Source organism: Sciscionella marina DSM 45152, from assembly GCF_000379465.1.
Taxonomy (GTDB): Bacteria; Actinomycetota; Actinomycetes; order Mycobacteriales; family Pseudonocardiaceae; genus Sciscionella; species Sciscionella marina.
The window spans coordinates 112465-124636 of the sequence record NZ_KB905436.1 but is presented as its reverse complement, the minus strand read 5'-3'; the positions used below and the strand labels follow the sequence as shown (position 1 = coordinate 124636).

11 protein-coding genes are annotated in these 12172 nt (G+C 69.1%); 5 read left to right on the top strand and 6 right to left on the bottom strand.

Annotation, left to right across the window (positions count from 1 at the left end; genetic code table 11):
- Positions 1-3 precede the first annotated feature (3 nt).
- From A37U_RS0136590 to A37U_RS0136565, 6 genes are all read right to left on the bottom strand, one after another.
- Complete coding sequence (locus A37U_RS0136590; RefSeq protein WP_020501626.1) at positions 4-1275, bottom strand: aminotransferase family protein; 1272 nt, start codon at positions 1273-1275, stop codon at positions 4-6.
- A 21-nt stretch (positions 1276-1296) separates the two neighbouring features.
- Positions 1297-2727, bottom strand: coding sequence for an NAD-dependent succinate-semialdehyde dehydrogenase (locus A37U_RS0136585; protein ID WP_026197994.1), 1431 nt, complete (start codon positions 2725-2727; stop codon positions 1297-1299).
- A 201-nt stretch (positions 2728-2928) separates the two neighbouring features.
- Positions 2929-3504 carry a TetR/AcrR family transcriptional regulator gene (locus tag A37U_RS0136580; RefSeq protein WP_020501624.1) on the bottom strand — a complete coding sequence of 192 codons (576 nt, stop codon included), beginning with the start codon at positions 3502-3504 and terminating at the stop codon, positions 2929-2931.
- Positions 3505-3537: 33 nt separating this feature from the next.
- Positions 3538-4407: a phosphatase PAP2 family protein gene (locus tag A37U_RS48875; protein ID WP_020501623.1), complete on the bottom strand. Its 870-nt coding sequence runs from the start codon at positions 4405-4407 to the stop codon at positions 3538-3540.
- A 46-nt stretch (positions 4408-4453) separates the two neighbouring features.
- Complete coding sequence (locus tag A37U_RS0136570; protein ID WP_020501622.1) at positions 4454-5878, bottom strand: sensor histidine kinase; 1425 nt, start codon at positions 5876-5878, stop codon at positions 4454-4456.
- Positions 5875-6570: a response regulator transcription factor gene (locus tag A37U_RS0136565; RefSeq protein ID WP_020501621.1), complete on the bottom strand. Its 696-nt coding sequence runs from the start codon at positions 6568-6570 to the stop codon at positions 5875-5877. Before A37U_RS0136565 ends, A37U_RS0136570 begins: the two co-directional genes overlap by 4 nt.
- 354 nt (positions 6571-6924) lie before the next feature.
- Here A37U_RS0136565 and A37U_RS47170 point away from each other — a divergent pair, with 354 nt between their 5' ends.
- From A37U_RS47170 to A37U_RS0136535, 5 genes are all read left to right on the top strand, one after another.
- Complete coding sequence (locus A37U_RS47170) at positions 6925-7200, top strand: hypothetical protein (protein WP_157183264.1); 276 nt, start codon at positions 6925-6927, stop codon at positions 7198-7200.
- A gap of 91 nt (positions 7201-7291) precedes the next feature.
- On the top strand, positions 7292-8272 hold the full coding sequence (locus tag A37U_RS0136550; RefSeq protein WP_020501619.1) for a hypothetical protein: 981 nt from the start codon (positions 7292-7294) through the stop codon (positions 8270-8272).
- On the top strand, positions 8263-9609 hold the full coding sequence (locus tag A37U_RS0136545; RefSeq protein WP_020501618.1) for a type III PLP-dependent enzyme domain-containing protein: 1347 nt from the start codon (positions 8263-8265) through the stop codon (positions 9607-9609). Before A37U_RS0136550 ends, A37U_RS0136545 begins: the two co-directional genes overlap by 10 nt.
- Positions 9610-9724: 115 nt before the next feature.
- Complete coding sequence (locus tag A37U_RS0136540) at positions 9725-10768, top strand: PLP-dependent cysteine synthase family protein (RefSeq protein ID WP_240437796.1); 1044 nt, start codon at positions 9725-9727, stop codon at positions 10766-10768.
- Positions 10765-12168, top strand: a complete 1404-nt coding sequence (locus A37U_RS0136535; RefSeq protein WP_020501616.1) for an MATE family efflux transporter — start codon at positions 10765-10767, stop codon at positions 12166-12168. The genes A37U_RS0136540 and A37U_RS0136535 overlap by 4 nt, the downstream gene beginning before the upstream one ends.
- The last annotated feature ends 4 nt before the right edge of the window (positions 12169-12172 follow it).

Genomic DNA, 12172 nt, shown 5'->3' with positions numbered 1-12172 from the left:
CCTTCAGCCGGCTGCCGCGGTGACGTGGCGGCAGAGCACATCGGCCAGGGTGTCGAGCTGTTCCTCGGTGATCACCAGCGGCGGGGACAGCACGATGCTGGTGCCCGAGGCCCGCACCACGACCCCGTCCGCGCGGCAGCCGGACTGCACCGGGGCCGCCGGGGTTTCGCCGAACTCGATACCGAGCATCAGCCCGACCCCGCGGACCTCGCGCACATGCGACAGTTCGGTGAGCGGGTCCAGGCGTGCGCGCAGCCGGGCACCGAGCACTCGGGCCCGTTCGCACAGGTTCTCCCGCTCGATGATGCCGATATTGGCCAGTGCGACCGCCGCGCCGACCGGGTGGCCGTTGTAGGTGAAGCCGTGCAGGAAGGTGGCGCCCCCGGCGAGCTCGAGTACCCGTTCGCCGATCAGCACCGCGCCCATCGGGATGTAGCCGCTCGTGAGGCCTTTCGCGGTGACGATCATGTCCGGTTCGATGCCGAAGTACTCGCTGCCGAACCAGTGCCCGGTGCGGCCGAACGCGGTCACGATCTCGTCTGCGATGAGCAGGATCCCGTTTCGGCGCAACACTTCCTGCACCCGCGGCCAGTAACCCTCCGGTGGCGGCACCATTCCGCCGACGCCGAGCACCGGTTCCCCGATGAACGCGGCGATCCGGTGCGCGCCGATCTCCGCGATGCGCCGCTCCAGTTCGGCGACGAGGTGTTCGGTCGCGTCCGGGCCGTGCTCGATGCCGTGCGGTTTTTCCAGCCACTCCACATCGGGCAGCAGCGGGCCGAATCCGGCGCGCAGCCCGTCGATTCCGGTCGCGGCAAGGGATCCGCCGCCCATGCCGTGGTATCCGCCGCTGCGCGCGAGGATCACCGTGCGTTCCGGGGCACCGGCGTGGTGATGGGCCAGCCGGGCGAGTTTGATCGCGGTCTCGTTGCCCTCGGAACCACCGTTGGTGAGGAACACCCGCTCGATTCCGTTCGGTGCCAGGGAAAGCAACCGTTCGGCCAGCCGGATGGCGGGGGTGTTGGAGTAGTCGCCGAAGGAGGAGAAGAACTCCAGGCGGGCGATCTGTTCGGCGGCGACCGAGGCGAGTTCCGCGCGCCCATGCCCGACCGGGCACTGCCACAGCCCGCAGGTGCCGTCGATGTACTCCCGGCCCTCGGTGTCCCACAGCAGGGCGCCGCTGCCGCGATCGAGCACGAGTGGTTCGGCGGGCGAGCCGACCACGCTGTGCGGGTGGATCAGGGTTCGCTTGTCGAGTTCGGCGAGACTGGTCATCGATGATTCCTTTCGCTCGGCCTAGAAGCGCAGCGCCACGGCCTTGGTCTCGGTGTATGCCTCGATTCCCTCGCTGCCGCCCTCGCGTTCCTGGCCGGAGTTCTTCTGGCCGCCGAAGGGAAGTTCCGGGCGGACCGGGGCCGGATCGTTCACCCCGAACACTCCGAACTCGAGCCGGTCCAGTACTCGCCAGATCCGGCGCAGCTCGGTGCCGAACACATAGGCGGCCAACCCGTACTCGGTCGCGTTGGCCAGTTCGATCACCTCTTCCTCGGTGCTGAACGTGGACACCGCGAGCACCGGGCCGAAGGTCTCCTCGCGGGAGATCAGCATTTCGGGGGTGATGTCCACGAGCACCGTTGGCGTGAAGAAATGCCCGCGCAGCCCCGTTTCCGCGGGTTCCCCTCCGGTCAGCACCTTCGCGCCCGAGCCGACTGCCTCGGTCACCTGGCGGCGCACCTTGGCCGAGCCCGCCTCGTCGATCAGCGGGCCGATGTCACTGTTTCCGGTGTCCCCGCGCCCGACCCGCAGCGCGCTGGTTTTCTTCTCGATCAGCGCGAGCAGTTCGTCCCGGATGCTTTCGTGCACGTAGAGCCGGTTCACCGCGATGCAGCTCTGCCCGGCGTTGAAGAACTTCGCGGCGACCACGCCCGCCGCTGCCGCCTCGAGATCCGCGTCCGGGAACACGATGGCCGGGGAGTGCCCGCCGAGCTCCAGCGACATCCGGCGCAGCGTGTTCTCCGTGCGGCGCAACAGTCCGAGGCCGACCTCGGTGGAGCCGGTGAAGCTGAGCTTGCGCAGCCTGCGATCGGCGAGCAGGGCGTCCACCAGTTCCGCGGGCCGGGCCGTGGTCAGCGATTGCAGCACTCCCGCAGGCAGCCCGGTTTCCTGCAGGATCCCGAGCAGCGCGGTGGCGATCAGCGGGGTCTGCTCGGCGGGCTTCGCGATCACCGGGCAACCCGCGGCAAGGGCGAGCCCGACCTTGCGGATGAGCATGCTCGCCGGGAAATTCCATGGGGTGATGGCGAGTACCGGTCCGACCGGACTGCGCAGGACGAGTCCCGGTCCCGCGGCGGTGGACGGGGTGACCCGGCCGTAGGCGCGGCGTCCCTCCTCGGCGGCCCAGTCCAGCATCCGCGCGGCGCTGCCCAGTTCCCCGGCGGCTTCGGCGAGCGGTTTGCCGTTCTCCGCGCTGAGCAGCGCCGCGAGTTCCGCGCGCCGGGCCCGGATCTCGGTGGCCGCCGCGCGCAGGTGATCGCCGCGGGTCTCCGGATCGGTGTCCGCCCAGCCACGGGACGCGGCGGCCGCGGCATCGAGCGCGGTGCGGGCCTGCCCGGCATCGGCATCCGCCGCGGTACCGATCACCTCGAGGCTGGCCGGGTCGAGGACCTCGAAACCGGTGGGCGCGGAATGCCAGCGGCCGTCGATCAGCAGGGTGGCGGAATCGGTCATCGGAAAGCCTTTCGCATCAAGGTATTCGGCTGCGGACACCGAAGGGGCGAGCCGGAGATTCTGGAAAGATTCTGCGGCCATCTGTTGATTTAGTCAACACTTAATTCGAACTCGGTACTCGCAAAAGTGTTGGCACACAAGGAAAATCGCGCAAGCTGGCACCCGCGCCCCGGGGAAAGGGTACGTGGGAGGTGGGACCGGTCAGTTGTTCTTCTCGGTGCTTTCGGCGTTGAGCAGGGCGCGAAGCGCGTCCAGTGCCGCCGCCGGATCCGCATGCGGATCGGCGACCTGATGCAGGAACATTCCGTCGAGCGCGTAATAGACCAGTGCGGGCAGGCCGTCGATCTCCGGTGTGCCCGCGGCGGCGAGATCCTTGGCCACGGCCCCGAAATAGCTGTCGTACAGTCGTTGCACGCCCACGCGCAGTTCCGGACGGCGCGCCGATTCCACGACCAGCCGGTACTGGAAGATCTGGATGTCCGCGCTCTCGGCGAACCGGTTGCGCACATCGGCCCCGTCCGCGAAAACCCCGGTGCGCGCGCCGAGCAGCCCGTTCTCCGTGCTCTCCTCGAGTACCCAGTCCAGCGAGGAGCGCAGCAGATCGTCGATGGAGGAGAAATGGTGCTGCACCGCGCCGGTGGTGAATCCGGCCGCGCGCGCGACCGCCCGATAGGTGAGCCCGCGAATCCCCTCGCGCGCGACCACCTCGACCGTGGCGCGCTGGAGTGCGCGCTTGGCATCGCCTGGTGGCCGAACGCGGTCGGCTTCGCGGTTCACCCAAGCGACATTACAAACGTAATGCCGTGCCTGTCAACGAGGAATGCGCGGTGTTGCGGTGCTTTCCACACAGCGCAGCGTGGCGAGCACCGAGGTGATGGTGAGCGCGACGGTCACCGCGGTGCCGAGGATGAGCGTGGTGGTGCTGAACTCCGCGGGCAGTGCCGAGACCGCGAGCAGGATCAGCGGCGGGGTGGCGAGCACGAACATCCCGTGTCCCACGGTGAACGCGGCGTCCCGGGAGGTGCCGCCGCGGCCGCACAGGACAAGCGCGGTGAGACAGCACAGCGCGGCGGCGAGCAGGCAGGCCCCGATGGTGTCACTGATCCGGTGCCAGCCGGCCATCGTGGTGCCCGAGGCGATGAATGTGACGGCGACCGTGGCGGGCAGGGCGATCCAGACCCTGGCCCGGGGCGCGGCGGCGAGCAGCAGGCCGAGGGTGACACCGATCGCGGCGCTGGTGTGCCCGCCGGGGAAGCTGTTGTGCGTCGAGGAATCGGTGACGCCGATGTCCGGCCGGATGAGCACCTCCTTGAGTCCCTCGGCGAGCAGCACCGTCCCCGCGGCGACACCGAGGCCGAGGAGCCCGGCGCGCGGGCGCCGGGAAACCAGCCCGAGCACGAGCACCGCGGCGAGCGCGAGGCCGATGACGAAGGGGTGGCTCATGGCGCCGAGCAACTGCTCGGCGATGCCGTCCCCGTGATCGTAGGGTCCGTTCGCCGTACCGGAGAGCAGCCGCCCGTCCAGCCGCTGCCCGGCCGCGGTGTACACGAAGGCCAGATAGGTGACCGCGAAGGCGAGCAGATAGGCGAGCGCCCCGATGAGCAGCTCCCGGCGGCCACCGGTGCTCGCCCGGTCGCCGTGCCACGGTGTGGGTCGCGTCCGGTGCTCGGTCAGGTCCATACCGGCGAGGTTAGGCGCGGGATGTGTCGATCGCGTTCGTGGATTGTCATGGTTCTGTCGCAATCCGGCGTGCCACGGTGAGGGTGAACACCGCGCCCGGCGCGTTGTGCACGGTGATCCGGCCTCCGTGCAGCGCGGCGTTCTCCCCGGCGATGGCCAGGCCGAGGCCACTGCCCTCGGTGTGGCTGCGGGTGCGGTCGCCGCGGACGAACCGGTCGAAGAGCACGCCGGTCAGTTCCTCGGGGATCCCCGGCCCGGAGTCGGCGACGGTCACGCTCACCTGTTCGGCGGCGCTGCCGTCGATGGTCACCGTGATCGGCGGCGCGCCGTGCGCCTTCGCGTTGGCCAGCAGATTGCGCACGATGGTGTGCAGCCTGCGCGGGTCACCGTGCAGCGCGGTCCGTCCCACCGAGTCGATGGTGACCCCGGCCTCGGTGAGCTCGGCGGCATCGGTCACCAGCTCGGTGAGATCGATCGGCTCGGGCCGGAATTCCGCGACCCCCGCGTCGAACCGGGAGATCTCCAGCAGATCCTCGACGAGTGCGCTCAACCGCCGGATCTGGGTGTCGAGCAGTTCGAGCGAACGTTCCCGCGTATCGGGGTTGTCCAGGTTCTCGGTGAGCGCGAGCAGCGAGGCCATCGGGGTGCGCAGATCGTGGGCCACATCGGCGACGAAGCGGCGCTGCTGGATGTCCTTGCGGCGCAGTTCCTCGATGGATTCACCGAGCCGCTGCGCCATGGTGTTGAAGGAACCGGCGAGCTCGGCCAGCTCATCGCTGCCGTGTACCTCGAGCCGGGTGTCCAGGGCGCCCGCACCGAGTCGGCGCGCCGCCGTGGCCGCGGTGCGCACCGGGCGCTGGATCCGGCGCGCGGCCAGGATCCCGATCACGGCGGCCACCACGGTGACGGCGGCGGCGATCAGCAGCAGTTGCCCCCGCAGTCGGGAGACCTCGCGGTCGAGCTGGCCGGTGCTGTAGAACTCGGCGAGCACGAAACCGCCTGTGGCCTTGCCCGCAACCACGAAATAGCTGCCGTTACCGTCCCGGTAGGAGTAGGTCACCGGGGCGCCGTTCGCGGCCAGTGCCCGGTCGATCTCGGCGACCGGGAGCTGGCCGGCGCGCATGCCGGTGCGGCCCATGGATGGGAGGTAGTGACCGTCCCGCTTGCCGGAGGTTCGTTTCGTTCCCGGGATGAGGTCGACGAGCGCCCAGGTGATGCCGAGTCGCCCGGACATGTAGCTGTCCAGCGAATACGCCCGGCAGTCCGCGGGCCCGAGGTCGCACGGGGCACGGTACTGGGTGGCCTGGCGGATATCGGAGCGGAACCCGATCAGCGCGGAGTTCACGAACCGGTCCCGCGCGGACCCGGCCTGCAGGTGGTACACCGCGAACCCCATCGCGGCGGTCGCGCCCACGGTGGTCAGTACCAGGATCAGGGCGATGCTCGCGCGCAGTCCGGGGCGCCACGTCACGGTTTGGCCAGCCGGTAGCCGATCCCCCGCGCGGTGCGCAGCAGGACCGGATTGGCCGGGTCCGGTTCGATCTTGGCGCGCAACCGGGCCACGGCCGCGTCCACCAGCCGCGAATCGCCGGTGTACCCGTAGTCCCAGACCCGGCGCAGCAGCGCCTGGCGGCTCAGCACCTGGCCGAAGTGGTCCACGAATTCGAGCAGCAGCCGCAGTTCGGTCGGGGTCAGGTGCACCTCGGAGCCGTTGTTGGTGACCACCATCGCGGCCCGGTCCACGCTGAGCTCGCCGAGGGTGAACACCCGCTGCGCGGAATCCGCGGGCTGGGCGAGCGTCGCCCGGCGCAGCACGGTCTTCACCCGCGCGTCCAGCACCCGTGGCTCGGCCGGTTTCACCACGTAGTCATCGGCCCCACCCTCCAGCCCGGCGACCACGTCGATCGGGTCCCCGCGCGCGGTCAGCAGGATCACCGGAACCGAACCGCGGGCGCGGATCCGCCGGCACACCTCGAAACCGTCGATCCCGGGCAGCATCACATCCAACAGCACCAGATCGGCGGCGGCACCCTCTTCGAACAGGGCCGTCAGCGCCCGTTCACCGCTGCCCGCGACGGTGACCGAATGGCCGAGCCCGCGCAGCGCACCGGACAGGGCTTCGGCGAGTACGGCATCGTCTTCGACCAACAGCAACTGGGACACCAGACCACGCTAACCGAAGTGGCTCACCGCCCGCCGGGGAAGGTGGCCCGGCGGCCGGCGGCCACCGCGAACAGCGTGAGCAGTGTGAGCAGCGTGCGGGCGTTCGGCGCGGACATCGCGGCAACGGACCACCGACAGCCGACCGTGCTCGAGGCGGCCATGCGGTGCGTTCGGCTACAGGGAGGGCCTGTTCGGGCGCGCGGTCGAGCACAACATCGCCGGTCCGGGCAGGATCACCGAGATCACCGGGGACGAAACCTCTCCGCGCGTGCGGTGCTCGCCGGGCTGCTGCACGGTTCGAGCGATAGTCAGTGTGATACCGCACATCCGAAGGGCTGCCTGATCGCGCGCTCCGTGACGGTCGGGCCCGCGGGCGAGGACGATGAACGGGCGCGTTCGCCGGTCGCGGCCGCCGACCGGGCATGCAACGTGGCCGGTGTTCAGCGCGGCGTCGAGGGCGGGGAATTCCCCGCGCACACCGCTATCGGGGATCCGGCCGCCCTGATCCGGGGTTTCCTGCTCGGGATCCACTCGGATCCGCGACGGTGTTCCCGCCCGTTCGCTGCACCGCGCGGCCGGTGCTCCGCTGTCCACAATGGATTCTTGAAACAGATCAATATCTGCGCATAGTTCCCTTTGTCTATGTGAATCTTCTCGGGTATAAACCGGTCTCATTGGTATTCCCAGTCAGGCCGCCGACGCAGGATTGCGAGACAGCTCGATGACCCAGCCCGAATTCCATGTACTCAGCCGCAGTGATCTCGCGGAGGTCGAGATCAGCCCGGAAACGGTCATATCGGCGGTGCGCAGGGGGTATCTCGCCTTCGCGAACGGGGATTCCCGCTGTCCGACGAAATTGATGATGCCGCTTCCCGATCGGCAACGGGATTCGGTCTCCTATTCGATGCTCGGCTATGACGGCGGTATCGAAACGCTCGGATTCAAGACTTCGTACCGGCAGGGCACCGAAAGTCCGGACAAATACTATACGACGATCAGCCTTTATGACGACCGCACCGGAATGCCGTTCGCGCTGATGGACTGCGAACGGGTCGGTGCCTCGCGCACCCCGGCTACCACCGCGCTCATCGCCGAGGCCTGCGCGAAACCGGAGGCGAGCTCGGTGCTGATGATCGGCACCGGAATCCAGGGCCGGAACACGTTGCCCTATCTGGTGGCCACGCTTCCGGGGCTGAGCCGCCTCATGCTCTACGGCACCCATCCGGACGGAATGCGGGAAAGCCACGCCAGGCTCGCGCAGTATTTCCCGGACCGGGAGATCGAGGTGGTCGAGGATGTGCCCGTAGCGGCGGCGGAAGCCGATATCGTGGTTGCCGCCTCGGGCCGGGCCGCGCATCCGAAGGTGCGCACCGGCTGGCTCAAGCCGGGCGGCCTGCTGATCTCGGTGTCCAGCAAGGGAGTCGATTCCGCCGCGCTCGCCGAGGCGGACTACGCGATCGCGACCAGTGAGGGGCAGCTCGGGGTCACCGGTTCCCGGTTCGATGACGGCCAGGGTTCGGCGCGGATCGACGCCGAGTTCCCCGCGGTGCTCGCCGGGCAGGCACCGGCACGGAATTCCCCGCAGGACCGTGTTTTCGCCTTCTCCAGTGGAATGATCATCACCGACATCCCGGTCGCGCACGCCCTGGCGAACCGGGCGATCGAGGCAGGCCGTGGTCAGCGGGTGCGCCTGTGGACCTGATCGACGCGCAGCTGCGGCTGCCCGCCGTGGAACCGGAATGGGTCGAGCGGGTGCGCGGGCCCGGCGGTCCGCTCGGGGACATGGCGCACGCCGTCGGCGGGCCGTTCCATGTGCTGCATCCCGCGCGGTTCGCGGAGAACGCCGCCGGATTCCGCCGGGTGCTCGCCGAGTACCAGGTTCCCGGACGAGTGTATTTCGGTAAGAAGGCGAACAAGTCCGGTTGCTGGCTCGAGGAATGCACCCGGACCGATACCGGGGTGGATGTGGCCAGCGTCCCGGAATTCGCCGAAGCCCTCGCGCACGGTATCCGCGGGCACGAGATCGTGGTGACCGGAGCGGCCAAGAGCGATCGACTGGTCTGGCTCGCGGCACGGCACGGTGCGCTGCTCGCGGTGGACGCGCTCGACGAACTGGACCGGGTGTGCGCGCTCGCCGAAACCGCGGGAACGCCGCGGATCCTGCTGCGGGTGCTGCCGGAAACCAATCCGCACAGCCGGTTCGGGTTCACCGGGGACGAGCTCGGCGAGGCGATCCGGCGCTGCGTCGCGGCCGGAGACGCCCTCCGGATAGAGGGTTTTTCCTTTCACCTCAACGGTTACGAAGTGGCCCCGCGTGCCGCGCTGGCCGCCGAGCTGATCGAACGCTGCCGCGCGGCGCGCGCCGCGGGACTGCCCGCGGACTCGATCTCGATCGGCGGCGGATTCGCGGTCGATTACCTGGACAGTGCGGACTGGGAGCGATTCCAGCGGGAAGCCGAGGACTCCCGGTCTCTCGCGGAGCTGTTCCATGCAGGAAAACAGTTCACCCATTTCTATCCGTATCATTCGGAGCCGACCGGTTCGCGGATGCTGGCCGCGATCCTGGACACCGACGGGCTGGCCGCGCGGCTGCGGGAGACCGGGACCCGGCTGCTGCTCGAACCGGGGCGTGCCTTGCTGGACGGCTGCGGGTTCTCTGTGTTCCCGGTGCAGGGCTACAAACCGCGGCAGGACTACGGGATCGTCACCGTCGCCGGGCTGAGCATGAGCATCTCGGAACAGTGGAAGGGCAGCGAATACCTGCCGGATCCGGTGCTGTGGCCGGAATCCGGGCCGGGTGAACCGGTCTCGGCCTGTGTCGGCGGTTCGAGCTGCCTGGACTACGACATGCTGAGCTGGCGCAAGATCGCGTTCCCGCGTGCGCCCCGGCCCGGTGATCTGCTGGTGTACCCGAACACCGCCGGCTATCAGATGGACAAGAACGAAACCGAGTTCCACCAGCTCCCGCTGCCGGCCAGGATCGTGGTCTCGACCGAGAACGAGCGCGCCCGGTGGCGGATCGAACGTCCGCTTTCCTGACCCGTGGGCCGTGCCCACCGCAGGTGATGACAAACCGAAGGTCATGAACCCCGAAGAGAGGCTGGATCGCGTTATGAGCGTGCCGTACCGGCGAGGTGAACGCATCGTGTCCCGGGTGTCCGAACTGATCGGGCACACCCCGCTTTTCCAGCTGTGTACCACCGAAACCGGGAGCAGGCTGTTGCTGAAACTCGAGCAGTTCAACCCGACCGGTTCGGCGAAGGTGCGGATGGCCGAGCAGATGCTCATCGAGGCCGAACGAGCGGGCGAACTGCGGCCCGGCGGGCACATCATCGAACCGACCTCGGGCAACACCGGGCTCGGTATCGCGGTGGCCGCCATCGAACGCGGTTACCGGTTCACCGCCGTGGTGGACGGGCACGCCTCGAAGGACAAACTGCGGGCCATGGCCGCACTCGGCGCGCGGCTGGTCTATGCCGAGGGCACCGGCGGCCCGCAAACCCTGGAGCGCAAACGGATCGCCAATGAGCTCGCCGCCGCCGAGGAGAACGCCTACCGCCCGGATCAGCACAACAACCCGGGAAACCAGGAGGGCTACCGCAATCTGGCGCACGAACTGCTCACCGATGTCTTCGGCGATGTGGACTATCTGATCAGCTCGGTCGGCACCGGCGGTTCGCTCTGTGGCACCGCGCGGGAACTGCGCAGGCTCGGTTCCCGGGTCAGCACGGTCGGGGTGGAACCGGCCGGTTCGGCCATTTTCGGCCCAGGTGGCGGGGAGTACTGGCAGACCGGGGGAGGGAATCCGGAAGGGTTCCCGCTGGGCAGCAATATCGACTACGCGCTCATCGACGAGGGCGTCCAGGTCTCCGATGCGGACGCGTTCGCCACGGTCCGGATGCTCGCCGGGCACACCGGGCTGCTGATCGGGGGAACCGCGGGCGGGGCGGTGCACGTGGCGCTGCGCAGGCTCGCGGCGCTTCCCCCGCGCAGCACGGTGGTCACCATCGTCTGTGACGCCGGGGAGAAGTATCTGGACACCATCTTCGACGACGACTGGATGCGGGCCCGTGGCCTGCTCGATCCGGAGGCGGAGCAGGAGGTGGAGCGGATGCTCGCCGGTCATGCGGGCCCGGTCCCGATACCGCGTGCCGATCCGGTGACGGTGCGGGACGCCGCGAAAACGGGGGTACGGTGATCGATCCGCGCAAGGCGGTGCGTGGGTACCGGCCGCTGCTCGCGGTCGCCGTGCCCATCGCCGGAATTCAGCTCGCCCAGGTCGCGCTCACCACCACCGACCTGACCATGATGGGCTTCCTCAGCGTGCAGGCGGTCGCCGCGGGCGGGCTCGCCATCACGCTGTACAACCAGCTGCGGACGATGTGCGTGGGTGTGGTGACCGCGGTCGGGAACCTGGTCGCCTCCGCAGCCGGACGCGGTACCGCGCGCGGTGCGGGGGAGCTCGACGAGCAGGCACGCCAGGAGGTGCGCGGCGTGGTGCGTGCCTCGTTCCTGGTCGCCACGTTCGTCGGACTGCTCGGCGCGCTGCTGCTCATCGCGCTCAGCTACGCACTCACCTGGTTCGGTCAGGACGCGGGCGTGCTCGCGCTGGCCCGGCCGACGATCGCCGCCCTGGCGCCGGGGCTGATTCCCATGCTGTGGCTCAATGTGCTGCGCCAGTTCGCGGTCGGCATGCGGCGGCCGGGCTCGCTGCTGTGGGTCACCATCGCCTCGATCGCGGTGAACATCGTGCTGGACGGGGCTTTCCTGTACGGCTGGTTCGGATTCCCGGTGATCGGGATCGCGGGGGTCGGGCTGGCGACCACCGTGGTGCAGGTGCTGAACTTCCTCGCCTTCCTCGCGATCGTGCGCCGGGACACCCAGTTGACCGGGCTGCTCTCGGTGCGCGGCTGGCTGGCCGAGGCGCGCACGGTGCGCGAGGTGCTCCGGCTCGGTATCCCGATCTGCCTCACCTACGGATCCGAGGCCGGGATCACCTCGGTCGCCACCCTGCTGATGGGTGGCTTCGGCCCGGCAGCGCTGGCCGCGCACAACGTGGTCAACCAGCTCGCCTATATCGTCTATCAGCTCAACATCGGCCTTTCCCAGGGTTCCTCGATCCTGGTCAGCGCCGAACTCGGCAAGGGCGAGCGGGCGAAGGCGGGGCAGGTCGCGGGCCGGGCGCTGCGCCTTTCCGCGGCCCTCATGTCCCTGATCGCCGTGGTGTACCTGGTGATTCCCGGTCCGGTGCTCGGGCCGTTCCTGCGCGCGGGGGACGGAGCCGAGGTGCGTGCGGTGGCGCACACCCTGCTGTTCTTCGCGATCGCGCACCAGTTCTTCAAGGGAGCACAGAACATCAACGTCGGCCTGCTGCGCGGGCTCGGCGACACGAAGAGCGGGTTCCGGATAACGCTGGTCGGCTACTGGCTGCTCGGTGTCCCGCTGATGTTGTTGTGTGCCTACGGTTTCGGCATGGGCGGTCCCGGGGTGTGGCTCGGCCTGTGCGGTGGTTTCGGTGCCACCGCGGTCCTGTTGATCCGCCGGTTCCGCAGGGAGCTGCCCGCGGTTGCCGGGGAACCGGTGCCCAGCCGGGTGTGACGGT

What these genes read in the sequence shown, in the direction of transcription:
- A37U_RS0136585 (WP_026197994.1), bottom strand. Translation starts at nt 2,727, where the DNA reads ATGACCGATTCCGCCACCCTGCTGATCGACGGCCGCTGGCATTCCGCG.
- A37U_RS0136550 (WP_020501619.1), top strand. Translation starts at nt 7,292, where the DNA reads ATGACCCAGCCCGAATTCCATGTACTCAGCCGCAGTGATCTCGCGGAG.
- A37U_RS48875 (WP_020501623.1), bottom strand. Translation starts at nt 4,407, where the DNA reads ATGGACCTGACCGAGCACCGGACGCGACCCACACCGTGGCACGGCGAC.
- A37U_RS0136590 (WP_020501626.1), bottom strand. Translation starts at nt 1,275, where the DNA reads ATGACCAGTCTCGCCGAACTCGACAAGCGAACCCTGATCCACCCGCAC.